This window comes from Bacillus cereus group sp. BfR-BA-01523 (genome assembly GCF_022662615.1).
Classification (GTDB): Bacteria; Bacillota; Bacilli; order Bacillales; family Bacillaceae_G; genus Bacillus_A; species Bacillus_A mycoides.
The window spans coordinates 20,318-42,146 of record NZ_JAKUDX010000020.1; the positions used below are offsets into that span (position 1 = coordinate 20,318).

The window sequence follows — 21,829 nt, forward strand, 5'->3', positions numbered from 1 at the left end:
ACAAATGGGTGATAACTTCGGGAGGTTATCGATGTGGAGATGAAAGTTTGTAGTAAATGTAAAATAGAGAAACCACTTACAGAAGAATTTTTTCATCGTTCAAAAACAGAAACAAAAGCAGGATTTAAAACTGCATGCAAAGAATGTCGTAATGCAGAAAAAAGAGAATGGCGAAATAAAAACAAAGATAGAGTTAATCAACAGGCTAAAGAATATCACATAAATAATCGTGAGCAAAGGTTGCAAAAAAACCGTGAATATTATTTAGAAAATCGTGATGAAATTAGAAAAAAAGGAGAAAAACATTATAGGGAAAATAAAGATAAAATCTTAAAATATCACAGGGAACATTACAATCAAAATATTGAGTATTATAGAGAAAAGGACAAGAAGTGGAAGGAAGCGAATCCTGAAAAGGTTAAAGAATACGCTAAAAAATCTCGCAAGAAAAACATTGAAGTGATTAAGATAAGAGAGAAAAAGTATAGAGAAGAAAATAGGGATAAAATTTTAGAACGAAATCGTGAAAGAAGGAAGCGACCAGAAGTACAAGCGAAAAATAGGAATTATAAACAATCTGAGCAAGGTAGACAAGTTAATAAGCGCTCTAAACACAAACGGAGAATGTTAGAAAAATCAGCAATTGCCACATTAACATTAGAACAATGGAACGCATGTTTAAATTATTTTGATAACAAATGTGCTTATTGTGGTCAAAAAGATGAAAATGAGTTGACACAAGAACATTTTATTCCGGTTATGAAAGGTGGAGAATATACAGTAAAAAACATGATTCCTGCATGTGGAAGTTGTAACTTCAGTAAATGCGATCGTGATTTTTTTGATTGGTATCCACAACAAAAATCTTATTCGTCGCAACGCAAACAAAAAATACTAAGATATTTAGAGATCGAAGATAACACTCAACAAATGGCTTTGTTCTAAAGAATCCAATTAAGGGTTCTTTTTTATTTTACTGTCATAAACGAGTGGAAGGGTGTGGTAAAATGTAAGAAAACAGTCTAAGGGGATATGGGGATGAAGAAACGACTTTCACTAATTTTAGCAGTTGCTTTAGGAATTGGTAGTCTAACAGCGTGTGGGGATGCTGAGAAAACTACAAAAAATGAAGCTAAACAAGCTAGTACGAATGAAAAGAAAACGACAGAAAACAAAGAAACACCTACAAAAAGAACAGTGGATATAACTCCAGAAAGATATCCTTGGCGGTTTGCTTCTATAGATATCATTAAAGATTGGCAATCAAAAGGCGAAACAGTTTATCTGTGGTATGATGCAAATGCGTTAGAAGAATACATTGCTAATGAAATAACAAGGGATAATAAACATAAACAAGAAGATCTGCCGAAGTCAGCTGAATATGTACAATTGTTTGTTGATGAAGTGAAGAAAACAAACCCAGAACAAAAAGAATACTTTAATAAACTTACAGAAGTGGTAAGTGATATGAAGGCAGTTAATTTAGACGGTGCAAAAACAAAAATTGAAGAAGCAAAAAAACTAAGAGAAGCTAAATAGCTTCTCTTTTTTCTATGGAGGAATGACAATATGAAGACAATTGAAGTGCATACGCAAAGTGGATTGAAGCATACCGTAAAAACTGAAGTGTACGATGCGAAAGTATTAAATGACCAATTAAACAACAACGATCTAATCACGGTACTTATCGGCGATGTGATTTGCCAGCGCATCGATATTAAACGAGTTCTTCCTCAAAATGAACCTGCAGCGGAAGGAACAACGAAAGTCATTGTGCACACGAATGGAGGAAAAACAGTAGAAATCGTAACGAATGATTACGATCCATTATTCCTAAACGAGCAGCTGAATAACAATTCCACAGTAACAGTGGTAATCGGCGACTACATCTTTTCTCGAATCGATGTAAAACAAGTTGTCCCTGTTAAAGAAGAACCGAAAGAACCGGAGGTAAAACCAGAAGAACCAAAAGAACCAGAAAAACCACCTGTAACGGAACCAGAGCAACCGACCGAACCTGTTACTCCACCGACAACTGAGGAACCAGATCCAGGAGAAATGGGTGAAGGTGGTACAACTACTGAACCTCCTACACCACCGACTGATGGAGAAGGAACACCAGAAACGCCAACTGAAAATCCAACAAAACCTACAGAGCAGCAATAAGCTGGTCTTTTTTTATTATCAAAAAGGAGATGATAGTTATGTCAGAAATAACATTAAGCATGACAGTCGGTATTAGTGAATGGGCTAAACCAGTAATTGAAGAGGTCCATAAAGTTATTCAAAAACATGAAGGTAAACACCTTGTGGATGAAGATTACAACCAATTGATGAATGAAATTATTGAAGGTATTGTTCAACACGCTGTATATGTGAAAGGAAATCATTTAGGAATTCAAATACCAAAACATAATAACAATGTCGAACTACCACCAGAAGGGGTAACTATTAAGAAACCAATCGAAGTCGATATACCATCTATGGGTAGTGGTTCAGTAAGTAGTACTCCTGCGTATTCAGGGAAAATATATTCTAGGGCATAAATAATAGATTAATCAAATGGTATTTAACAAAGAGGGACAATCGTCTCTCTTTTTATTTTGAAAGGAGCTGAACCAATGCAAGAAATTCAAGATTTAAAGCAAGAGATCCTCCAAATTAAGTCAGACCAAAAGGATATGCAGCGAGATATCCGCAATTTAGAAACGCGTACTACTGTCAATGAAAAGGACATTGTAAATATAAATAAGCTTCTTGATAAGATTAGTGCCAATACTACATGGATTCTCCGAATCATCATTGGGGCTATTGTAGCTGGATTATTAGGATTACTAATGAAAGGTGGTATGTAACATGTCAAAAGATAATATCAAAAAACGATTCCGCAACTGGAAAACATGGGTTGCGGTTTTTTCATTGCTTGGTTTTTTATTTACAAAGTTTGGTGTGCCTGAAGCGAAGAGTTTCTTAGATGAATTGGCGCCTTATTTATTGTCAGTCGGTATCGCTTTAGGGATTTGGTCAGATCATGAAGGAAATGAAAAAGGAGATGTTGAATAATGGAAATCAAAAAAATGTTAGTACCAGAAAGTCGTTATTCAGTTTTATGCCCGAATGCAATGAACCCAACGGAAATTACCTTCCACAACACTTATAATGATGCTACAGCATTAAACGAACGTAACAACGTTGCTAATAATAGTACAGGCACTTCGTTCCATATCGCTGTAGACGATAAAGAAGCTATTCAATTAATTCCGTTAAATAGAAACGTTTGGCATGCAGGTGATGGGAATAGACAAGGTAATCGTAATAGTATCGGCATAGAGATTTGTTATTCTATGTCAGGTGGGGAAAGATATCGTAAAGCCGAATTGAATGCCGTTCAAGTAATTCGTCAGTTAATGGATATGTTCAACATTCCAATTTCTAAAGTCAAAACACACCAAGAGCGAAACGGAAAGTATTGCCCTCATAGAATGATTAATGAAGGACGTGTACAATGGTTTAAACAACAATTAGTTTCTGGTTCTGGTGAAACAATTCAAATTCCAGAAACACCGCAGATTCCACAGCCGCCGATTACAAGCGGTACAGGTATTGCTTATATTACTGGTAAAAAGGTGAATTTACGTAAAGGACCGGGTACTCAATATGATTCAATTAGAAAGTTAAATGCACCTGAAAATTATAAAGTATGGGGACGTTCTGGCGGATGGCTTAATTTAGGTGGCGATCAGTGGGTTTATGAAAACTCAGAGTGGTTACATTTCGAAGCGGATGGACAACCATCAACAACTCCGCAACCTTCAAATGATGGTGTAGGGGTAGTTACTATTACAGCAGATGTATTACGCGTTCGTACTGGCCCAGGAACAAACTACGGTATTGTAAAAAACGTGTACCAAAGTGAAAAGTATCAAACGTGGGGATGTAAAGATGGTTGGTATAATGTTGGTGGCGACCAATGGGTTTCAGGTGAATACGTAAGGTTTGAAAAGTAAAACATATTACAAAATATCATGGTTAAATGCCAATGGATTTAATACAAAAGAATAGTTTGGTTAGCAAAAATAAGAGCCGTCCTGTTGGACGGCTTTTTTCAGTTTATACTCACTAATTCATTAAATCTAAACTCAGTGTTTAATCCAAAAACATTTAAGTGCACGATGGTAAGGATTAAATATGTCACGTAACAGCAAATGAAGCCTAGGTGAGCTTGCATTAATATAAAGAAAAAGAGAACTATTCATTAGAATTAGTCCTCTTTTATATAGTAATATATACTTGATATATGTGACTATCACTTCTTTAAGTTCTTAAATAAAGTTGTTAACATGAGCTTTCCAAAGCATTTGCATGATTTCGCCTCTTGTTGCAAAGTCGTTTCCACGTGTTCCATCGTAAACGCCTGATCCTCTTCCCCAATCAGTGGAATTTTGCCAGCCAGATTGGTATGCACCATTGTATTTAGTTTGAAAGATCATTGCAACAGCTTCATTTCGAGTGATCCAGTTACTTCCACGTAAACCATCAGAAATCCCGTAGCTCATAACATAACGTCGCGCTGAGTTATAGTCATACCCACGACTTTTATTCTTTATGCGAGTAATAATTAACCACATATCTTGTCGAGTGGCTAGACTGTCTCGCATATCAACTGTGATATAGCCTTTAGATAGCCCCCAGTCTATTCCTGGATCAGACCAAGATCTTGCTTGAGCTTCAGTTGGTGCAGCTGTCGCAAACCCTGCAGATAACATAATAGCTGCGGCAGCAACGACGATAAACTTCTTAAGTTTTTTTAACATCTTATCCATTCCTTCCCCTATGTTGTTTTTAACTTCTATTATTTTACATATAATTCCGTAAAGTGTATATATATTAATGCGATAAACAAATATGCAATTATGCATATTTGTTAACATCGTAAAATGGAAAGGGGTAAAACATACTATGTAACAGCAAATGAAGCCTATGTGTATGTGAAATAATAAGAAAAAGGGAGCTACTCATAGAGTAGCCCCCTTTTTAATAATTGAAATGTATTATCCATATTGGAATAGTTTATTAGTGAGTCCACTTTGCTCTAAATAGCATAGATATAACCTCAGCTCTTGTAGCGAAGTCATTTCCGCGAGTGCCATCAAAGAAGCCAAAAAACTTTGCATATCTATCAGTATCATAGAAACCTACTTCAGGGTCCCACTTAATATTTTGATATCGCATATTTAATACCATTGCAGCAGCTTCACTACGAGTGATCCAATTTGTTCCGCGGGATCCATCAGAGATACCTTGATTAATAACATAATTACGTGCGGTGTTATAGCTGTACCCGCTACTTCTTGTATCTACACGGGTAATAATTAACCACATATCTTGTCGAGTAGCTAAACTATCACGTAAATCTGCTGTGATATAACCTCTATTCATAGCCCAATTCATTTCTGGATCTGCCCAATGAGCAGAAGCCTCCTGTGGTGCGACTGTTGCGAAACCTACAGATAACATAACAGCTGCAGCAGCAACAATCATAAACTTTTTGAGTTTCTTTAACATATTTTCCATCCCTTCCCTTATGTAAAATTATTACAACCTTATTTTACAGATAATTCTACAAAATGTAAATATTTAGTTTTATAAAAGTTACATAACAGAAGGGGAATCGTATGTATACGTGAGAGAAAATAAGTTCAGTCTTGTTGGGCGGCTTTTTTCAGTTTATACTCACTAATTCATTAAATCTAAACTCAGCGTTTAATCCAAAAACATTTAAGTGCACGATGGTAAGGATTAAATATGTCACGTAACAGCAAATGAAGCCTAGGTGCGCTTACATTAATATAAAGAAAAAGAGGACTACTCGAAATAAGGAGTCCTCTTTTGTATTATTTAACGATTACCCATTACTCTATGTAGTATAGATATAACTTCAGCTCTTGTCGCAAAATCATTTCCGCGAGAGCCATCATAGTAATCCCAGCGGATTCCCCAGTTTCTTGAGTTTTTAAATCCGTTTGTTGAACTCCAGGAATTTCCATTACCGAGTCCTTGATAAAACATCCCTACTAATTCATCACGAGTTATCCAGTTAGTTCCACGAGAGCCATCGCTATAACCTTTAGAAATAACCCAGTTGCGTGCTTCATTATAGCCTTTTCCTGCTGTACGTCCTTCGTTATTTGCACGGAAAATCATTAGCCATGCATCTTGACGCGTAGCTAAATTATCTCTTAAATCAGCTGTAACAATACCATGATAGAAGGCCCATCTCATTTCTTGATCTGCCCAATGAGCAGCATGCGCTTCTTTTGGTGCAGCTGTTGCAAAGCCAGCAGATAACATAACGGCTGCAGCAGTAATAACCATAAACTTTTTAAGCTTATTTAACATATTATTCATCTCCATACATTTTTTGTTTTTTCACTCTTAGAATCTTACATTATATTCAAATATAAATCAATAATTTTATATATTAATAATTTATTAATTTTTAAATGTATATGTATGCATAAAAAACATGTATATATGGGGTGAAAAAAAACGCCCTTAATTGGACGGTTTTTTTATTTCTATACATCTCCTTTTTTTGTAAAATCACAATATTGTTTTACATATCCCAAAAGTCATCAGCTTTAACTCTTGAATCAAATTCCCTCAATACCTTCAATATCTTCTGCATGGTTTTCCTTGTTGGTGACCTATCAGGATTATTAGCCAAATCACTTACTGTATTTCTTCCGAGACCTGATTTCCTTATTAACCATTCTTGTTCTATTCCGTGTTTATCTAAATACTTCCCAAACTTTGTGCGTTTTTTTCCGAGTCCCCACACAACATTCACTCCTTTAGTTACCTGTTGTCTTCAGTAATGTCCTAGTTTCACTAAAAATAAACCCCTAAAAATGGTGAATATTGTCTAAGCTGTACACCATATGCTGTATCAAGGTCGCTACCAAAGTACCTATCAAACTTATTATCAAAGTAGCTACCAAGGTAAATAGCTTAATTGCTATCAAGGTAACTAGTATTTGTACTATCAAAGTAGTTATCAAGTTAGCTATCAAAGTAACACTACCAAGGTATTGGGCCTATAAATCTATATGTAATCGGCATTTCAAATTCTGTTTATAAAGGGGAGTTTTATATGTTAACTACATTTATTTCATTAGGAGCTTTGGGAGTAACTACAATTGGCGGGGCGATTTTAGAAAAGCATCTTGTAAAAAATGATCATGTTGCAGCAGCTAAATTTGTAAGCGATGGAATGTATCACGGAATGCGAATAGGTGGAGTTTGTTTTATCGGTTATGTATTTATTCGAATTGTAATGATGTTTTAAGGAGGAAAGCACATGGGAATTGTGAAGGATTGGCTTCATAAACAAAGTTTGAAGAATCGACTTATAGAGGTATTTGGAAAAGTAGGTTTATATGTGGACCATCAAACGAGAGGTGGGAAAGTACCAATTTATCCGAAGATACATGACATTTCCTCCACAAAAGAGAATGTTAGATATATATTTACTATTCCAAACGGATTGGATCCAAAGACTATTGAAAAGAAATGGTTTTGCTTTCAACAAATATTAGGACGGAATGTAGCAATTGAGGGCGATATTAAAAAGTTTGTACTTAATGTGTTTCATTCGGATGCAGGACTACAAACATACAAGTACGCCTTTAAACAATGGCAGCCATTATTAAAAAAACATCGTCTTCCTGTTGTGGTAGGTCGTGACCAATTCGGAAATATGATTGTGTACGATATGGTAGATTCAAATACACCACATTTGTTAATTGCAGGAGAAACAGGAAGCGGTAAAAGTAGTATGGTTCGCGTTGTTCTGTCTACACTCATTCAACAAATGTCCCCTGATAAATTACATTTGTACCTGGGCGATCTAAAGAACTCTGAATTTCATTTCTTGAGAAGAGTAAAACACGTAAAAGAGGTTTGCATGGAAGAGGTTGAAATGAAGATAATGCTACAGAAAGTGTGGAAGGAAATACGGGAACGTAGAAAACTGATGGAAGAGTATGAAGTTGATCATATTGATGAATACAACAAATTGAATCCTGATAATCAGAAGCCGTACATTTTATTAGCAATCGATGAAGTAGCCATGTTACAGGATGAAAAGGAATGTATGAAAACACTCGAAAAAATATCAGCGGTCGCTAGGGCACTCGGTGTCTTTCTTATGCTCAGTATGCAACGTCCTGATGCAAAAGTGTTAGATGGTAAGTTAAAGCTCAATATGACAGTAAGAATGGGCTTTAAATGTGATAGTACGATTAATAGTAATATTATGGGTACACCTGGATCAGAACATCTAGAGCGATCGGGCCAAATGATTCTAAAACTAAATGGATTAAAGAAAGTGCAAGCTCCCTATTTAGAATTAAACAAAGCAAAACAAATTGTTGAACCTTACCGTATTCCAAAAGAGGATATGACGCTCCAGAATCCTCCACAAGAAGAGAATCAATTATTTGGGGTGTTAGATTATGATGAATAGAGACAAAACCATTTTGAAGGATTTGAAACGTTTTAGATGTATGTCTAGGGATGATATTATTGATTTGCATTTTCAAGGACTTAAAAACGCGGTTACTTGCTGTAATACAGTTATGAAACGGTTAAGGAGAGATGGTCATGTGGATGCCAATATCTCGCAGCAGCCATTTATATATTTCCCTCAACCTAGCACACTTCGAAAAACTAGCCAAAAGATTCCCCACTTCCTCGGAATTGTTGACGTATATAAACAGCTTATCCATTATGAAAAACCGAAACTATTCAAAGTTGAACCAAAGTATGGAAAAGATTATATGGAGCCCGATGCATTTACAATTTGGCGTAGATCTCCATTCTTCATTGAAGTCCAAAAATCAGTTTACAGTAAAAAGATTATGCAAGATAAAATCAACAGGTATGAATTATACTTTCACAGCCAGGAATGGCACAACGAATCATGGCAACCAAAAGGTTCTAAATTCTTCCCATCAATCCTCATAATTACTGATAAGCAGTATGATATTAACTCTTCTAATTTACGTATCTTTCAATTTTCTTCAATTAGCAATTTCATGGATAGCCTTACTGTGAAAGCGTAATAAGAAGCCCTAAACAGGGCTTTTTTATTTTTAGGAATCTTTTAATAATCAATACAATTGCATCCGTTGTAGCGTTATGCGGTGGGCTATTCATTATGGTAGGTAGCCAAGAACGGGGATTCTCGCTAATAAGTCGTGCAGGGATTGGGTATATCGTAGTCCAAATGATTCCATTGTTTATGAGATTACTTGTGGAGATCGCTAAAGCTATTTAATTCTACACATGTAGGGCTTTTTCTTTGCAGGAAATTTTTAACGATCATCGTATAGGTGATTTAAGATTCTAAATAATATGATTTCCTCTTGATTTTTTTGGAAAAAACAGTAATTATATGAATGTGTAACTCTAATATTATATTAGAAACCATAGAAATAAGAGGGGGATATAAATGGGAGATATTAAAGTTACTCCAGAGGAATTAAGGAATAGGGCAAAAACTTTTAAATATGCTAGTGCCGAAGCAACTGATCGTCATAACAGAATTCTTTCAGAATTGTTTAATCTTCAAATGAGATGGGTAGGAGCTTCTAGTTTATCTTTTTATAATGACTTGCCTCGATTTATTAAGTCTTATGAAGATTATGTTAAAAGTTTGAGCCATATTGAAAGTGAATTGGAACGTATAGCAGAAAAATTTGAACAAGCAGATAATCATTATACATTTAAAGATTCAGGTGCAGTAATTGGCGATCCAATAAAAGATAATAGTCCATTTGCGCAAGTTTTAAATTATAATACAGATATAACACTTCCTAAGAATTTAAGGACTCTACTTAGTGATGTAAATGGATATGATAAGATAGGTGGAGAGGCTAAAGGAGCAGTTATAGATGCTGGGTTTAAAGTTGGAGATTTTACTATACATGAACAACTGCTTAGAGGTGAGGTTAAGGCCCAATTTGGCGGAGGAATAGGTGGAGAAGCTAAGGCTGGGGTAACTTTTAATGATTTTGGGGTAGATCATGAAGATGGAAAAGTCCATGTGAAAGTTGGAAATGCTGAAGCTGGTGTTGAGGCTAAAGATGGTCATGTTGGCATTGGAGCTAAAGCAGATTTAATTAAAGGAGAAGCTGAAGTTAAAATTCCTATTCCTTTTATTGATGATTGGAAGATAGTGGTTGGTGGAGAGGCAGCTTATGGTAGTATAGGCGGGGAAGCCAAACTGGGATTAATGAACGAGCTTGATGTTGGTTTTGGAATAGGATTAGGAGTAAAATTTGGAGTTGAAAAAGACTAAATAGTTTGTTTTTTTATAGGGGGGATAAGATGCTTTCTTTAGATGTATTTAGGAAGATTTTAACGATTTTTTGTGCTATTGCTGTTCCAGCTAGTCTACTAGCTATATGGTTTGGAGCAGATGCTACATTGAAGGAAAAGTTTATTTTATCAGTGGTATTTTGTGTAGTAATGCCATTATTTATTTTCATATTTTATAAAATTGTTTCATTTTTTTTTAAGAAATCTTATTCTTCAAAGAAATATTAATTTTATAATTTAACAGGAGGGGTTTTTAATTATGGAAAATACATATGTACCAAACTTATTAATTGGAGAAGAGTTATTACCAATTGGTTCTGTAGTTCTTGTTGATGGTATTAATCAACCTCTTATGGTTTATGGTAGAAAGCAACAACAAGCAAATGAAGACAAAATGTGGGATTATGTATCTTGTCCATATCCACATGGTAATTTATCTAAAGAATATAATGTATTTTTTAATCATAATCAGATTGCAAGCTTATTTTTTAAGGGTTTTGAAACAGTTGAAGAGTTAGAATTAAGGAATAAGTTATCGGAATTTCAGTGAAAGGACAGACTAATTTTATGTTTTTAGGATTTGAATGGCTTCCAAAGAGATGGGGAAAAAGAAAAATTTCAGAAAAGTTTATGCAAGCAAAATTTGCTGATGAAGGAAAAGGGATGTTAATTATTACTTATGCTATAGACCTATATGTAATATCTATCCCTTTGAAAATAAAGAAACATAATTCACTTTAATTTCTATTGAATATAGAAGTGATTATGCTACGAAAGTCATGTGTATACATGGCTTTTTTTCTTTGCAGGAATTTCTAAACCATCAGTTCAATCGCATCCGTTGTGGCGTTATGCGGCGGCTTGTTTATTATGGTTGGTAGTCAGGAACGGGGATTCTCTCTTATTTCAAGGGCCGGGATCGGCTATATAGTAGTTCAAATGATTCCATTGTTTATGAGATTACTTGTTGAAATTGCAAAGGCTATTTAGTCCTGCTTATTGCGGGGCTTTTTTATTTGCAGGAATTCCCTAACCCTCATGGAATACTGTCAATAGGATATGTAAATATACATATTGTATTTATTTGGTTTTTTTGTGTGTTAAAATCAAATATAGAGATTTATGTATATGATGAACCGAAATCAGGAATATCCAATGAATTTTGAGAGGTGCTACATGTTTACAAATAAGAAATTTATTCGATTTGGTCTAATATTATTTGTATGTTTATCTTTAATTAATTTTACAATCAGTTATTTTCAAACGTATCTTGAAAGAGCAGCAGATATTATATGGGTAATACCGGAAATTTGGCAAACTATTTTGATAGATGTTCCTCAAGGTATACTTGTTCTTTTAGGTGCAATTGCTTTATATGATTTCACAAAAGAAACATCGCAAAAAGACGCATCAATCTAGATGCGTCTTTTTTAGTTTTCTTCAATTAACAATTTCATAGATAGTCCTGTAAGAATCCCTAATCGGAGCTTTTTTACTTGCAGGAATTTCTAAACCATCATTGAATACTCTCACTAGGAGGTGTCGTGACGTTATGACGGACGAAATTGTTTATTCTGCTAGTGAAGTATATAAACGACTAGGAATAAGTGATAGTACCCTTAGAAAGTACATGGAAGTATTGCAGCGAGAAGGATTCGCAGTAAAGAAGGATAAGCGCGGCAGACGGGAATACTCAGAAGGCGACATTATAGTTATTGAGAGATTAATTGAACTGAGTAAGCATGACGGCATGACGCTAGAGAAGGCAGCGAAGATGATTGCGCAGCAAATAGAAAAAGTTAATCCGGATTTGATTAGAGAAGAACAAAAAGAAACAGACCTAATTCCATTCCACATTCAAGAACAACTCCAGCAACAGTACAGCGTTATGGCGCAAGAAATGAATCAGAGTATAGCATCAATGGAAAAGCGATTAAGTGAGCAGACAAAGCAAAGTAACGAAGAAATTAAAGCAAGCGTAGAAGCACATAATGAACGAGTGGAAAAACGATTAGAAGCGCGGGATGAGACGCTTATGAAAACACTACGGGAGATGCAGGAAACGAAGAGAATGATGCAGGAGTTTCGGGATGAGGTTGCTGCATCGAAAGAGAAGAAAAAGCCGTGGTGGCAGTTTTGGTGAGAACAAGGAGAGGAACGTATAAAAATAGAATTGTAGAAATAGAAAGGGTGGATTCCTTATGAGAGTTGGGATCCGCTTTTTTATTACAACTGATAAAGAGACACTATATCTGACTTATATAAATATCCCATTTGTTCAAATTTGTCCTAGCTGATGGTACAATTAAAGTCTTGGAGGGATATTATGGGAATTTTTTATGTAATACCACTTTTTCTTATATTTGGCACTGCAACATTTTTATTTATCCAGTCTGGTTCACCAAAAATTAAAGATAAAAACCTATCATTGATAATGGTCTTTCTAGGGATAAATCTAATCACAATTCCAATGGCTTATTTGGTAGGTTCGTTTGTTTCTTATACACATGAGGCGTCAACAGAATTTACATATAATAATCCACTTTATTTTTGGAAAGGATTTTTCTTCATTCAGGCAATACCGCTTTTCATACTATTTGTAGCTTTGATATGGTGGTTTCTCCGCAAGAGCAAAGAAAAAATTGACACATAGAATTTTAAAATGACTTCCGCTAACAATAATTATGTAAATGAGCTAGTGGTGGAAGTTCTGGTGAGGACCTAATTACTTAAAACGATAAGCCCTACAGAAAGCAGGGCTTATTTTCGTATAGACATTATGTCGTTTAGGTTATCTTGATCATTTGAATTCAACTTATTAGCGATATAGTAATCTAACATTTCATCAATAAGTTCATAATTTTTCATGTCTTTCATTGTGCAAATGGCCTTTATTTTATTAAGCGTTTCAGGTGATACTTTTATATTTTTCCTGTCTGTTGCTGACAATGAATTCTTGTTCTTTATTGCAGGATTATCTTGAACAGGTGTCACAGTCACCAGGTATTTTTTATCCAAATTAAACACTCCTAGTTATAAATGCGTATATGTAGAAAGGTATAAAAAAATATACCTATTCTCGACTCTTCTTCACTTCAAGCACTTGTTTTACAGCGTTTTTCACTAACTGTTGTTTTGGCGCAGGTAATGAAGCAACTTTTTCTTCAATTAACATATTTATAACTTCATAAATTTTCATATCTTCAATTGTAGCTAGTGTTGAAATTGCTGTATGTGTTTCTAATGAGACACGGAAAGATTTCGGCAACTCTTTCGTAGTAAGTTTTCTCTTAGGCTTTTCAAAGAGCTTGTCCTCCTCTTGGAAAGTTCGGTCTTGCTTTTCCTTTTCCATGTCAGTATGATCGCTTTGAATAGTTAAATCTGAACTTTCGGTAATAGGCGTCAAAGTCACTACAAAAGAATTACTCTTATTTTCCACAGGTACCACTCCTATTTAGTTTTTTATCTTAAACTGATAAAACTATTTTGCTTGTTATATAGAGGGGAAGACGGAAATATAGAAATATCCCTATTTCCAAATAGGGATATTTCTATATTTTTTAAATCTCAGTTAAGAGCTTGAATTTCCTTTTCTGGTCAGGTGTCAGCTCGTTTTCTACATAACGATCTATAAGTAGGTCGATGATTTCATAATTGAATTTTGTGTTTGTAAGTTTCATTAATACTTCAAGTTCCTCTTTTGATTGATTAGAAATTTTAATACTGCCTTGCTGATTTTTAAATTTCTTTTGCGGTTCAGTTTTCTCGATTCTTTTTTCTTTTCGACTCACTTGTTTTTCTTCTGTCTTAGGTTGAGAAGGAATAGCTGCTACCTCATTAGTATCAACTGTAGCTTGTCCTTGTTCTGGTACATAAGGTTCAGTAGGTTCAAAGTTACTTTTCTTTCTACCTAATAAACCAGGAGTTTTCGCCATATTACACACCAACCTTCATTTTTTCAAACATATCAATACGAGATAACAATTCATCACTAATCGTTTCGTATAATTCAATTACATTCATATCATGTCTATCTTTTTCAGTAATACCATTCACATCAAATCTTTTAATACGTTCCATTTGAGGGACGATGTTTTTAAATAGGTTTTCTTCCCCGAAAATTTCACGAGCATTTTCCATGATATATTCGTCAACCTTACCGTTGTTTTTTAGTAGGACAGGAAGAACACCAACTACTTCAATATCAAGATCATATAGTTCCTTTAACTTGATAAGTTCATTAATGTAATTCTCTGCACCAGTAAGAGAACGTTCTTGTGTTTGTAGAGCAATAAGAACATAATCAGAAGCTACAACTGCGTTCTTCGTAACTTCTAGTGACATTGGAGGAACGTCGATAAATATGTAGTCATATTTATGTTTTATTTTTTCTAGCAATCCTTTAAAGTAATGATCTTCTTCAGCTTCCGAAGAACAATTTTTATAAAGGAATTTTGCGAAGTCCTGAAAATCAACGTAAGAAGGAAGTAAATGTAAATTTTCCATAATTTCCACTTCTAGGCCGTCCAGGTTCCCCTCTTGTATTCCTTTCATTAATGTTTTTTCAACTGTAACAATCTCATCAGGGTTAAGGATTGATTTTGTTAACATTAAAGACTTTGTTGCGTTACTTTGTGGATCAAGGTCAACAAGTAATGTACGCTTGCCTTTTTTAGCAAATTCATAAGAGTTCAATACAGCATTTGTGGTTTTACCGACTCCACCTTTGTAATTACCCACCGTAATTGTAATAGCCATTTTTAACACTCCAGTTATATTATTTAAAATTTCCCTATATCCCTTTATAGAAATAGGGAAAAATAGAAATAGGGAAATAGGGATATTTCTAACTATAGAAATAGGGATATTTCTATATCTTTAAAGAAATTATAACAATGATGTTTTGGTTATGCAATAGAATCATAGAGTTAGTAATTAATAACCAAAACGTTGGTATCAAAAGATTCTCTTGATGTATGAAGTAGAGAGAGTTAAGAAATAAATATGTAATTTCGTAGAGAAGTTAGTAGAGAAAAAAATAGTGGAAATAGGGATATATAGATATAGGGAAAAAGGGAAATATCCCTATATCTATAAGTGGAAATAGGGAAATAGGGAAATAGGGATATTATTCGAAAAGTGCGTGAATTCGCTGTTTACAAAGGATAAAGCTTGTTGTAACGTAGTACACAACAAGCAACATTCTACAAAACAAAACATATTTTGATATTTTACATAAATGAAGATTCATACAACAATTGAATATGAACAGAAAACAAAAAGCCACTCCCATATGTTAACGGCTACCAACCTTTAACGAGAGTGACTCAGTTCTAGCAAGTGTACCACCACTTGTCTAGATATAAACTGTATTAACCGACAGTGTTAACGTTTAAGTAGTGTACCACCACTAACCTTAAACAACTATGCCTTTTCACGAGGCTTCTTTGATATACCCATTTTATCTATTGTTTGGATAAATATCAACTAGTAAATACTAGTTTTGATTATTTTGTAGTCCAAAAGATATATAACGGGCATCTCTAATCCTAGAAGTCTTGTGAATGTACAGGTCATTTAGGAATTGGAGATGTCCTTTTTGTTTTTTGTTCGCGTGGAATTGCCTGATACCACGTAAATAAAAACTGATAAGCCGTGATTCCGTGCTTCTATATAGAGGGAACGTGTTACGGCGTGGCTAGCTGTTGGTCGTGCAGGGGGTACAGAGTATACGCCTACAAAAACAGCACCCCTCATTGGAATCCTGTTCTTCTGATGAGGGAGGGCGAGAACTTGCCCAGGGACGATTCTCTAAAAGGTTCGGGTGGTTATCGTTAGCATTACGGTGCTAGGGAGTGCATTCAGTTTGTCGTGTAGGGACGATATTACAAGGACAAGCCATAGAAAAAGGATGTATGCGATGAAGATCGCTGAGTGAACAGGGTCTATACATACGGATACCTTATAAGTGACCGCATGGCGAAAACAAAGACGCTTATCCTCTATTTTGACTGATTATTTTTTTATGATCTTTCAAAGTAGGGGATAAATCTGCCTTCCAGCCGTGTTCCATAATCGTCCCCACATGATAAAAACCATCCAGACCTTCAGTCAATACTTAATTCGAAGAAATGATGAAAAATATGAGATTGTATAAGTCCTGGGGGAATGAATCACTAAGATAGAGGAATAAATATAGGATTTACTACTTTCTTGGTTAGAGGAAAAGGGGACAGATGGTAGAATAGGCCTTATTACTGAATTAGGTTTTACACATCTGATATAGTACGTGAAATTTAACTTAAATTTTAATTTATAAAAGGGAGAGAACATTGATGTTTTTTCGTAAAACTAAATTAAATGAGTTACAGAGAGAACTTTCTTTTTATAAAAAAAGAGATGTACAACAAAGAAGAAGTAATATACGTTGTAAAGAATATCCTCATATTTTGTTAAAAGATATTAATAATTATATAATCATTGACTTATTAGATGACATTCATAGTACTGCAATCTATATTTATAAGTTAGATCGCCCTGCTGAGCAATGGATGTTTGATTTAGGATTTGAGCTTCGATTTAAAAGTTTTGCTAAACTTATTGGAGAATTAGAATTCGGAACAATTGCTGAAGGTAAGGCAGAGATAAAAAGGCTTTATGTAAATGAGGAATACAGAAATCAAGGATTTGCTACATATATGATGAAAAAAGTAATAGCTTGGGGGGAATCTCAGGATTTTTTAGAACTATATTTAACTGCTTGTACTTCTGTATACAAATTAGGAAATGCGCTAAATCAAGATGAATTAGTTTCCTTTTATTGCAAATTAGGGTTTGAGAATATTTCTCCTAAATCAAATCGAATGACGTATAAATATTGTGATTCTGGTGTCAAAACTTAATAGGGGAGGTTCAAAACATACTCTAAGAGAGTTATTGATGCTCCCCTATTAAAGTCATAATACAAAAAGAAAAGACACCTACAGGCGCCTTCCTCCGTCTTGGACTATCCTGTATTAATGCCCTATCGATTAATAAATTAAATTATAAAAATAATTTGTTATACTTCCGTGTAACCTAGCTGATATAATGTATAAGGAAATTATTGGTTATTAAAGGTACATATATATTAGGAGGTACATAAACCATGATAGAGTTAGTTACGGCATTTTTCTTACTAATTATCCATTCCATTGTTTATCTCTTTTCAAGTGGAGAAACTAAGCAAATAGCAAAAAAACATATAAAAGAAATTCTTAATAGTCCTGATGGAATAATAATATTAGTCTTTGCTGCAGCACTTTTAATCGGGGGGATATATTTATTATCAGTATGATTTCAGATATCTTAGCTTAAAACGTATAAGGAAATTAATAGTACACATATAGTAGGGGGACATAAGTAATGGTATTTATAATTGTGCTATTTTTCATATTTATCATATCTATTATTTTTTCATTATTCTCAAAAGGTGAAACTCAGCAAGAAGCAAAAGAAGTTGTAAACGATATTGTTACTGGTCCTAATGGGAAAATACTCTTAATTGCTGCTGTGGTATTTGTAATTGGAGGGGTATTTATTGTTGGTAGTATTGTAAATAATGACTATGAACCGCCTAAAAATCCAAGTATGCGAGATGATGGCGATCCTTTAGGATGTGCTCATTATGGTGGCGAATGGGACACAGGTGGTCTTTTTGGAGAAGCCAAATGTGTTTATAATAAAACTGATGAATCGGATAATAAGTAGTATATAAAGGCCTCATCATTTCCATAGGATGGTGAGTTTTTTTATGCATAAAGAAAAGGCACCTTTATGTAGGTGCCTTTTCGAATATTTTTTTAGCAGAAGCAACTGCATCCGATAATGATTAATAGAATAAATAATACAACTAGTAAAGCAAATCCTCCAGCAAAACCGCAACCTTCGCCGCAACTACCACTATATCCCATAACAATAGTGCCTCCTTTAAATCAGAGGGGAAAACTAGGGGGCATTCCATGGGTTTTAATAGGTCCACTTTACCTTATGTATTTAAGTCTTATCGTGTATCACCTAGAAATCATAAATGCTATAGAGAACTTTTTTTGATTAGATAATTTTCAAATTCTGTTGGTCCACTATGCCATTCAAACGTTTGTTTGTAATCTTCTGCGGCAATTAACGCTTCCAAGCTTTCTTTTTCATCGTTTAACCCTACCAAATGAACTATCACAGCTTCGTTACATATACGTAAAGATTCTTTTACGGCAAATTCATGTTTAAAAAGATCATTGTTAAAAAATCCCATAATAGTTTTCGTACTAATGTATTTTTTGTGATCTGCTTCAAAATAATTATCTACACAATCAGCTATAGCATTTACGCCATCTTCGAGCATAAGTATAGTTTTTCTGTATTTTTCATATTCATCTTCATTATATAAACAATAGTCATTACAAAAGAATACCTCGTCATATTGTAGTTTCTTCAGTTGTTCATGAGGTAATTCAAATACGATACTAAAGTTCGAATTATGTTTATATGCTCTACCTAATAAGAAATATATATAATTATCTCTACCAATTTTTTTGTCTTTATCTAACGTACCCCCAAGGGCTGCTTCGTAATCATTATTTAATTCCTTTAATGCCTTCAATGATTTTAAAGTCCCACTAGAAAGGATTTCTTTAAGCCGTTCAATTGATTTTTCCCTATCTGTTCGATCAAGCGCATGAAAGAAAGACATATTCGAAAACTTTTTTCTTAAGATAGGCGCATTTTTGTACTTATAATTTTCGTAATTTTCCTTTGCCTCTTCTATATTCGGCATCTTAAACATTCTAATCACTCTTAAAGAGAATTAAATACTAACTAATTATAACTTTATTAATATAGAAAAGTGAAAAAATTTCATATGGATCCGGTGTAAAAACTTTAAAATGCCTGCGTTTTTAACCATAGCAATCGCCATAATTATAATTTGCTTCCATAAGTAATATCAATAGTTTAGCAAATAATGTATTAATAGGAGTTCCGCTATAAAAACACAACTGACTAAAACACTATAAAAGTCAATTGTTCTAATGAAACCTCCGTTAATATCATACCAATAAATTACATAAAATGATAGAATTGTATTAGAAAATATTTCCATGTAAAGTAGAGATATGGTAATCATGTAAGGGAATTACCAACATAATATTGGGGAGGTTTTTTTTATGAATTTTAAAAAGGTTTCAGTTTTAGCACTATCTGGTGCACTTTTAACAAGTGCTGTATTACCTAGTATTTCACATGCACAAACTCCAAGTAAAACAGAATCTAGTGAATTAAAAACTTCAAATGAATTAACCCAATTTACTGAATTAGATAAAGTATTGAAAGAAGAAAACATTTCACAACAAGAATTAATTGATTATGGTAGATATGTAAATGAAGAATCTTCTAAAAATGGTATGCAAGAAATAAAAATATCTGCTGCTAAAAAAGCTATTAAATTTATGGTTAAAAATGCCGATACTATTCCAAGTAAAACAGTTCGCGATGCTGTAAAAAAATATGGAGGGAAAATTGTTAGTGCCCTTGATACTATTGAAACATATTCATGGTGGGGAATAGCTAATGGTTTAAATAAAGTAGGCGTACCAGATAGATATGCTACTTTAATCGCTGATTTTATTGTTACATTTATACTTTAATAAAAAAAGAGAGCAAATTGCTCTCTTTTTTATTGAAATCTATTGTTTATTTTTTTAAATTCTTCACTGTCGAAGTCTGGTGGTTCTGGTTCGTTATCTCTAAGCAGCATATCAATCAATCCACTTGTAATAGAAAATAATATAATTCCTCTTAAAGGAATATAAATACTTACCATAAAATAATCTAAAAATGAAATTAAAAAGAAAGTTATTCCCATATTTAAGATAAAAGGGATTAGCCCTTTACTAGATTTAATTATTCTTACTGTTTTAAAAGCTTTTATAAAACTGTTTATAATAAGTGAGATAGGCATTTCCAATACTAGAAAAATAAAAAAGAAGAGTAATAAGGAAGCCAATGAATCATATTTCATTCCAAATAAATTTAATAATATAAACTCGAAAAACAATATAAAGAACAAAATAGGAAGTATTAATAATGCACATATCAATACTGTTTTTAATTTTTTCATTATGAATCCCCCTAGCATAAAAACAATCGAATTGTTAAACTACGCTGAAATTTTTCGAAGAATACTTTCGGTTTAATAGTTAAATTTTACCACAAATGTATATATAATTAAAATTCTATTTTTTTTTATGCTTTCCTTCTTGTTTTTTATTTATCTCAAATTTGGCTGGCCAGCCATTTATAAGAAAAAGTAAATAAATCCAGTAAAATCAATGGTTTATAAGAAACAATGTGTTGGAAAGTTTACACTTAATCAATCGAAAATTATACATAAAAAAAACACCCTAAGGTGCCTTTTCCAATAGTTTTTTAGCAGAAGCAGCTAGCTCCAACTATGATTAATAGAATAAATAATACAACTAGTAAAGCAAATCCTCCAGCGAAACCGCCGCCGCCACAACTACCGCAACTACCACCAAATCCCATTTTAATCTCTCCTTTGAATAGGAGGGGAAATTCAAGGTCACTCATGTATTTTAATGGATTCAATTTACTTTATGGTTTTACGCATTAATTGAGCAGGTCCTTTTGAAAATAAAGAAAGGACGTCTTTAAGTGCCTTTTTACTCTGTAATAAATTTAAATACATAGTACATAAAAAATAATAAAGATAGACTAGCTAATCTGCCAGCAATCGATTCTTTCATAAATTTCATAAGTACCACTTTGACAATCAACGCTAAGAATAATGGTATAAATATTATTATAGCAAGTTTGATCGCTATGTCATTTATAGTGGGGTTAAATGGTTCAAAATTAATTATTATATTCACTTACCTTTCTTTTTATCCTTTTATTTTTATAATAAAATTTATATTGTTTTGTCCACTAAAAAATGCCACTTTAAGGTGCCTTCCGCTAACTTAAGCCACCAAAATTGAAATTTTTACATTTTTATAGAAAATATTAGGAGGTTAATTCTCATTTTTATGTTAAAATACTCAATATTCATATTGATATTAGGGAGATGAATAGTATGTCTGGCGATTTCAACATGGATTCTAATTATTATGTAAGTGCTGCTGAAATCTTAGAGTTATTAGGTAGTTTAAGTCGTTTATTAATTGTACGTGAATTGGTTGTAAGTGGGACTTTAACAGTTTCTCAGTTGAGTGCTGCGACGCATATTTCGGAACCTATGATTTTACAACATTTACGCAAACTAACTATAGGTAATATTGTAATTAGCGAACGTAAGGGTACAAGGCTTTATTGTAGGGTAGAAGATAAGAAAATTATTGATATTATCGATTTATTAGGATTATTATATTAAGTTTTATTTGATGTCTTTTTT

34 protein-coding genes and 1 pseudogene are annotated in these 21,829 nt (G+C 33.6%); 22 read left to right on the plus strand and 13 right to left on the minus strand.

Translation table 11 applies throughout. The features are described from left to right. The first annotated feature begins 39 nt into the window (after positions 1-39). The 7 genes and pseudogenes from MR066_RS25670 (at position 40) to MR066_RS25700 (ending at position 4,007) form a co-directional block, all read left to right on the plus strand. A complete protein-coding gene (locus MR066_RS25670; protein WP_242248951.1) occupies positions 40-945 on the plus strand; it encodes an HNH endonuclease in 906 nt (301 codons plus the stop codon). A 93-nt stretch (positions 946-1,038) separates the two neighbouring features. Further along, a complete protein-coding gene (locus MR066_RS25675) occupies positions 1,039-1,539 on the plus strand; it encodes a hypothetical protein (protein ID WP_242248924.1) in 501 nt (166 codons plus the stop codon). 30 nt (positions 1,540-1,569) lie between these two features. Beyond that, a pseudogene (locus MR066_RS25680) lies at positions 1,570-2,031 on the plus strand (hypothetical protein); the annotation flags it as partial. Between the two features lie 173 nt (positions 2,032-2,204). Further along, positions 2,205-2,546 carry a hypothetical protein gene (locus MR066_RS25685; RefSeq protein ID WP_242248927.1) on the plus strand — a complete coding sequence of 114 codons (342 nt, stop codon included), beginning with the start codon at positions 2,205-2,207 and terminating at the stop codon, positions 2,544-2,546. Positions 2,547-2,621: 75 nt separating this feature from the next. Continuing rightward, complete coding sequence (locus MR066_RS25690; protein ID WP_001156199.1) at positions 2,622-2,855, plus strand: hemolysin XhlA family protein; 234 nt, start codon at positions 2,622-2,624, stop codon at positions 2,853-2,855. 1 nt (position 2,856) lies between these two features. Further along, a complete protein-coding gene (locus MR066_RS25695) occupies positions 2,857-3,063 on the plus strand; it encodes a hypothetical protein (RefSeq protein WP_242248928.1) in 207 nt (68 codons plus the stop codon). Next, positions 3,063-4,007 (plus strand): N-acetylmuramoyl-L-alanine amidase, encoded by a 945-nt coding sequence (locus tag MR066_RS25700; RefSeq protein ID WP_242248929.1) that lies wholly within the window; start codon positions 3,063-3,065, stop codon positions 4,005-4,007. The genes MR066_RS25695 and MR066_RS25700 overlap by 1 nt, the downstream gene beginning before the upstream one ends. A 315-nt stretch (positions 4,008-4,322) precedes the next feature. Here the strand turns inward: MR066_RS25700 and MR066_RS25705 are convergent, their stop codons facing one another. From MR066_RS25705 to MR066_RS25720, 4 genes are all read right to left on the minus strand, one after another. After that, positions 4,323-4,919 (minus strand): protein phosphatase 2C, encoded by a 597-nt coding sequence (locus MR066_RS25705; RefSeq protein ID WP_313954400.1) that lies wholly within the window; start codon positions 4,917-4,919, stop codon positions 4,323-4,325. A 154-nt stretch (positions 4,920-5,073) separates the two neighbouring features. Then, positions 5,074-5,574: a protein phosphatase 2C gene (locus MR066_RS25710; RefSeq protein ID WP_242248931.1), complete on the minus strand. Its 501-nt coding sequence runs from the start codon at positions 5,572-5,574 to the stop codon at positions 5,074-5,076. 324 nt (positions 5,575-5,898) lie between these two features. Next, on the minus strand, positions 5,899-6,399 hold the full coding sequence (locus tag MR066_RS25715) for a protein phosphatase 2C (RefSeq protein WP_242248933.1): 501 nt from the start codon (positions 6,397-6,399) through the stop codon (positions 5,899-5,901). 217 nt (positions 6,400-6,616) lie between these two features. Then, positions 6,617-6,841, minus strand: coding sequence for a helix-turn-helix domain-containing protein (locus MR066_RS25720; protein ID WP_242248935.1), 225 nt, complete (start codon positions 6,839-6,841; stop codon positions 6,617-6,619). Positions 6,842-7,153: 312 nt separating this feature from the next. On the opposite strand from MR066_RS25720, the gene MR066_RS25725 reads away from it, so the two are divergent. From MR066_RS25725 to MR066_RS25770, 10 genes are all read left to right on the plus strand, one after another. Continuing rightward, entirely contained in the window at positions 7,154-7,348 is a 195-nt protein-coding gene (locus tag MR066_RS25725) for a hypothetical protein (protein ID WP_098078248.1), read from the plus strand. Positions 7,349-7,360: 12 nt separating this feature from the next. Then, positions 7,361-8,527 (plus strand): FtsK/SpoIIIE domain-containing protein, encoded by a 1,167-nt coding sequence (locus MR066_RS25730; RefSeq protein WP_242248936.1) that lies wholly within the window; start codon positions 7,361-7,363, stop codon positions 8,525-8,527. Continuing rightward, positions 8,517-9,125 (plus strand): replication-relaxation family protein, encoded by a 609-nt coding sequence (locus tag MR066_RS25735; protein WP_242248937.1) that lies wholly within the window; start codon positions 8,517-8,519, stop codon positions 9,123-9,125. Before MR066_RS25730 ends, MR066_RS25735 begins: the two co-directional genes overlap by 11 nt. Positions 9,126-9,514: 389 nt before the next feature. Continuing rightward, entirely contained in the window at positions 9,515-10,363 is an 849-nt protein-coding gene (locus MR066_RS25740) for a WXG100 family type VII secretion target (RefSeq protein WP_088037703.1), read from the plus strand. Between the two features lie 29 nt (positions 10,364-10,392). After that, complete coding sequence (locus tag MR066_RS25745) at positions 10,393-10,611, plus strand: hypothetical protein (RefSeq protein WP_242248938.1); 219 nt, start codon at positions 10,393-10,395, stop codon at positions 10,609-10,611. A gap of 31 nt (positions 10,612-10,642) precedes the next feature. Next, positions 10,643-10,933: a DUF4176 domain-containing protein gene (locus tag MR066_RS25750; protein ID WP_088037705.1), complete on the plus strand. Its 291-nt coding sequence runs from the start codon at positions 10,643-10,645 to the stop codon at positions 10,931-10,933. A gap of 17 nt (positions 10,934-10,950) precedes the next feature. Continuing rightward, positions 10,951-11,124, plus strand: a complete 174-nt coding sequence (locus tag MR066_RS25755; protein ID WP_242248939.1) for a hypothetical protein — start codon at positions 10,951-10,953, stop codon at positions 11,122-11,124. 414 nt (positions 11,125-11,538) lie between these two features. Beyond that, complete coding sequence (locus MR066_RS25760; RefSeq protein ID WP_242248954.1) at positions 11,539-11,802, plus strand: DUF3937 family protein; 264 nt, start codon at positions 11,539-11,541, stop codon at positions 11,800-11,802. Between the two features lie 133 nt (positions 11,803-11,935). Beyond that, positions 11,936-12,526 (plus strand): DUF3967 domain-containing protein, encoded by a 591-nt coding sequence (locus tag MR066_RS25765; RefSeq protein WP_242248940.1) that lies wholly within the window; start codon positions 11,936-11,938, stop codon positions 12,524-12,526. Positions 12,527-12,709: 183 nt separating this feature from the next. After that, complete coding sequence (locus MR066_RS25770) at positions 12,710-13,036, plus strand: hypothetical protein (RefSeq protein WP_242248941.1); 327 nt, start codon at positions 12,710-12,712, stop codon at positions 13,034-13,036. 107 nt (positions 13,037-13,143) lie between these two features. Here MR066_RS25770 and MR066_RS25775 read toward each other — a convergent pair whose 3' ends face one another. The 4 genes from MR066_RS25775 to MR066_RS25790 all read right to left on the minus strand — a co-directional run bounded on the left by MR066_RS25775 (position 13,144) and on the right by MR066_RS25790 (position 15,141). After that, a complete protein-coding gene (locus tag MR066_RS25775; protein ID WP_242248942.1) occupies positions 13,144-13,401 on the minus strand; it encodes a BfmA/BtgA family mobilization protein in 258 nt (85 codons plus the stop codon). 55 nt (positions 13,402-13,456) lie between these two features. Continuing rightward, complete coding sequence (locus MR066_RS25780; protein ID WP_396022289.1) at positions 13,457-13,780, minus strand: hypothetical protein; 324 nt, start codon at positions 13,778-13,780, stop codon at positions 13,457-13,459. Positions 13,781-13,943: 163 nt separating this feature from the next. Next, entirely contained in the window at positions 13,944-14,318 is a 375-nt protein-coding gene (locus tag MR066_RS25785) for a hypothetical protein (RefSeq protein ID WP_242248943.1), read from the minus strand. Between the two features lies 1 nt (position 14,319). Continuing rightward, on the minus strand, positions 14,320-15,141 hold the full coding sequence (locus MR066_RS25790; RefSeq protein ID WP_088059830.1) for a ParA family protein: 822 nt from the start codon (positions 15,139-15,141) through the stop codon (positions 14,320-14,322). A 1,577-nt stretch (positions 15,142-16,718) separates the two neighbouring features. Between MR066_RS25790 and MR066_RS25795 the strand changes: the two genes are divergently transcribed. The 3 genes from MR066_RS25795 (at position 16,719) to MR066_RS25805 (ending at position 18,132) form a co-directional block, all read left to right on the plus strand. Then, complete coding sequence (locus tag MR066_RS25795; protein ID WP_242248944.1) at positions 16,719-17,285, plus strand: GNAT family N-acetyltransferase; 567 nt, start codon at positions 16,719-16,721, stop codon at positions 17,283-17,285. Between the two features lie 245 nt (positions 17,286-17,530). Further along, positions 17,531-17,719 (plus strand): hypothetical protein, encoded by a 189-nt coding sequence (locus MR066_RS25800; protein WP_242248945.1) that lies wholly within the window; start codon positions 17,531-17,533, stop codon positions 17,717-17,719. A 68-nt stretch (positions 17,720-17,787) separates the two neighbouring features. Further along, positions 17,788-18,132 carry a hypothetical protein gene (locus MR066_RS25805; protein ID WP_215553241.1) on the plus strand — a complete coding sequence of 115 codons (345 nt, stop codon included), beginning with the start codon at positions 17,788-17,790 and terminating at the stop codon, positions 18,130-18,132. Positions 18,133-18,224: 92 nt separating this feature from the next. Here MR066_RS25805 and MR066_RS25810 read toward each other — a convergent pair whose 3' ends face one another. After that, positions 18,225-18,335: a YjcZ family sporulation protein gene (locus tag MR066_RS25810; protein WP_000542355.1), complete on the minus strand. Its 111-nt coding sequence runs from the start codon at positions 18,333-18,335 to the stop codon at positions 18,225-18,227. Positions 18,336-18,454: 119 nt separating this feature from the next. After that, on the minus strand, positions 18,455-19,204 hold the full coding sequence (locus MR066_RS25815) for a hypothetical protein (protein WP_242248946.1): 750 nt from the start codon (positions 19,202-19,204) through the stop codon (positions 18,455-18,457). 379 nt (positions 19,205-19,583) lie between these two features. On the opposite strand from MR066_RS25815, the gene MR066_RS25820 reads away from it, so the two are divergent. Then, positions 19,584-20,063: a hypothetical protein gene (locus MR066_RS25820; protein ID WP_033728834.1), complete on the plus strand. Its 480-nt coding sequence runs from the start codon at positions 19,584-19,586 to the stop codon at positions 20,061-20,063. A 29-nt stretch (positions 20,064-20,092) separates the two neighbouring features. Here the strand turns inward: MR066_RS25820 and MR066_RS25825 are convergent, their stop codons facing one another. From MR066_RS25825 to MR066_RS25835, 3 genes are all read right to left on the minus strand, one after another. Next, positions 20,093-20,536, minus strand: a complete 444-nt coding sequence (locus tag MR066_RS25825; RefSeq protein WP_242248947.1) for a YrvL family regulatory protein — start codon at positions 20,534-20,536, stop codon at positions 20,093-20,095. Between the two features lie 308 nt (positions 20,537-20,844). Then, complete coding sequence (locus MR066_RS25830; protein ID WP_002069235.1) at positions 20,845-20,961, minus strand: YjcZ family sporulation protein; 117 nt, start codon at positions 20,959-20,961, stop codon at positions 20,845-20,847. A gap of 137 nt (positions 20,962-21,098) precedes the next feature. Then, positions 21,099-21,308, minus strand: a complete 210-nt coding sequence (locus tag MR066_RS25835; RefSeq protein WP_242248948.1) for a hypothetical protein — start codon at positions 21,306-21,308, stop codon at positions 21,099-21,101. A gap of 203 nt (positions 21,309-21,511) precedes the next feature. Between MR066_RS25835 and MR066_RS25840 the strand changes: the two genes are divergently transcribed. Next, positions 21,512-21,808: an ArsR/SmtB family transcription factor gene (locus MR066_RS25840; RefSeq protein ID WP_242248949.1), complete on the plus strand. Its 297-nt coding sequence runs from the start codon at positions 21,512-21,514 to the stop codon at positions 21,806-21,808. Positions 21,809-21,829: the final 21 nt, after the last annotated feature.

Bases quoted from the DNA above. Each gene is read 5' to 3' on its own strand.
- MR066_RS25765 (WP_242248940.1), top strand. From the start codon at position 11,936: ATGACGGACGAAATTGTTTATTCTGCTAGTGAAGTATATAAACGACTA.
- MR066_RS25790 (WP_088059830.1), bottom strand. From the start codon at position 15,141: ATGGCTATTACAATTACGGTGGGTAATTACAAAGGTGGAGTCGGTAAA.
- MR066_RS25815 (WP_242248946.1), bottom strand. From the start codon at position 19,204: ATGTTTAAGATGCCGAATATAGAAGAGGCAAAGGAAAATTACGAAAAT.
- MR066_RS25705 (WP_313954400.1), bottom strand. From the start codon at position 4,919: ATGCATAATTGCATATTTGTTTATCGCATTAATATATATACACTTTAC.
- MR066_RS25710 (WP_242248931.1), bottom strand. From the start codon at position 5,574: ATGGAAAATATGTTAAAGAAACTCAAAAAGTTTATGATTGTTGCTGCT.
- MR066_RS25740 (WP_088037703.1), top strand. From the start codon at position 9,515: ATGGGAGATATTAAAGTTACTCCAGAGGAATTAAGGAATAGGGCAAAA.
- MR066_RS25840 (WP_242248949.1), top strand. From the start codon at position 21,512: ATGTCTGGCGATTTCAACATGGATTCTAATTATTATGTAAGTGCTGCT.
- MR066_RS25725 (WP_098078248.1), top strand. From the start codon at position 7,154: ATGTTAACTACATTTATTTCATTAGGAGCTTTGGGAGTAACTACAATT.
- MR066_RS25750 (WP_088037705.1), top strand. From the start codon at position 10,643: ATGGAAAATACATATGTACCAAACTTATTAATTGGAGAAGAGTTATTA.
- MR066_RS25795 (WP_242248944.1), top strand. From the start codon at position 16,719: ATGTTTTTTCGTAAAACTAAATTAAATGAGTTACAGAGAGAACTTTCT.
- MR066_RS25700 (WP_242248929.1), top strand. From the start codon at position 3,063: ATGGAAATCAAAAAAATGTTAGTACCAGAAAGTCGTTATTCAGTTTTA.
- MR066_RS25825 (WP_242248947.1), bottom strand. From the start codon at position 20,536: ATGAAAAAATTAAAAACAGTATTGATATGTGCATTATTAATACTTCCT.
- MR066_RS25675 (WP_242248924.1), top strand. From the start codon at position 1,039: ATGAAGAAACGACTTTCACTAATTTTAGCAGTTGCTTTAGGAATTGGT.
- MR066_RS25670 (WP_242248951.1), top strand. From the start codon at position 40: ATGAAAGTTTGTAGTAAATGTAAAATAGAGAAACCACTTACAGAAGAA.
- MR066_RS25820 (WP_033728834.1), top strand. From the start codon at position 19,584: ATGAATTTTAAAAAGGTTTCAGTTTTAGCACTATCTGGTGCACTTTTA.
- MR066_RS25805 (WP_215553241.1), top strand. From the start codon at position 17,788: ATGGTATTTATAATTGTGCTATTTTTCATATTTATCATATCTATTATT.
- MR066_RS25760 (WP_242248954.1), top strand. From the start codon at position 11,539: ATGAATTTTGAGAGGTGCTACATGTTTACAAATAAGAAATTTATTCGA.
- MR066_RS25785 (WP_242248943.1), bottom strand. From the start codon at position 14,318: ATGGCGAAAACTCCTGGTTTATTAGGTAGAAAGAAAAGTAACTTTGAA.
- MR066_RS25695 (WP_242248928.1), top strand. From the start codon at position 2,857: ATGTCAAAAGATAATATCAAAAAACGATTCCGCAACTGGAAAACATGG.
- MR066_RS25735 (WP_242248937.1), top strand. From the start codon at position 8,517: ATGATGAATAGAGACAAAACCATTTTGAAGGATTTGAAACGTTTTAGA.
- MR066_RS25690 (WP_001156199.1), top strand. From the start codon at position 2,622: ATGCAAGAAATTCAAGATTTAAAGCAAGAGATCCTCCAAATTAAGTCA.
- MR066_RS25685 (WP_242248927.1), top strand. From the start codon at position 2,205: ATGTCAGAAATAACATTAAGCATGACAGTCGGTATTAGTGAATGGGCT.
- MR066_RS25770 (WP_242248941.1), top strand. From the start codon at position 12,710: ATGGGAATTTTTTATGTAATACCACTTTTTCTTATATTTGGCACTGCA.
- MR066_RS25730 (WP_242248936.1), top strand. From the start codon at position 7,361: ATGGGAATTGTGAAGGATTGGCTTCATAAACAAAGTTTGAAGAATCGA.
- MR066_RS25830 (WP_002069235.1), bottom strand. From the start codon at position 20,961: ATGGGATTTGGTGGTAGTTGCGGTAGTTGTGGCGGCGGCGGTTTCGCT.
- MR066_RS25755 (WP_242248939.1), top strand. From the start codon at position 10,951: ATGTTTTTAGGATTTGAATGGCTTCCAAAGAGATGGGGAAAAAGAAAA.
- MR066_RS25810 (WP_000542355.1), bottom strand. From the start codon at position 18,335: ATGGGATATAGTGGTAGTTGCGGCGAAGGTTGCGGTTTTGCTGGAGGA.
- MR066_RS25800 (WP_242248945.1), top strand. From the start codon at position 17,531: ATGATAGAGTTAGTTACGGCATTTTTCTTACTAATTATCCATTCCATT.
- MR066_RS25745 (WP_242248938.1), top strand. From the start codon at position 10,393: ATGCTTTCTTTAGATGTATTTAGGAAGATTTTAACGATTTTTTGTGCT.
- MR066_RS25715 (WP_242248933.1), bottom strand. From the start codon at position 6,399: ATGTTAAATAAGCTTAAAAAGTTTATGGTTATTACTGCTGCAGCCGTT.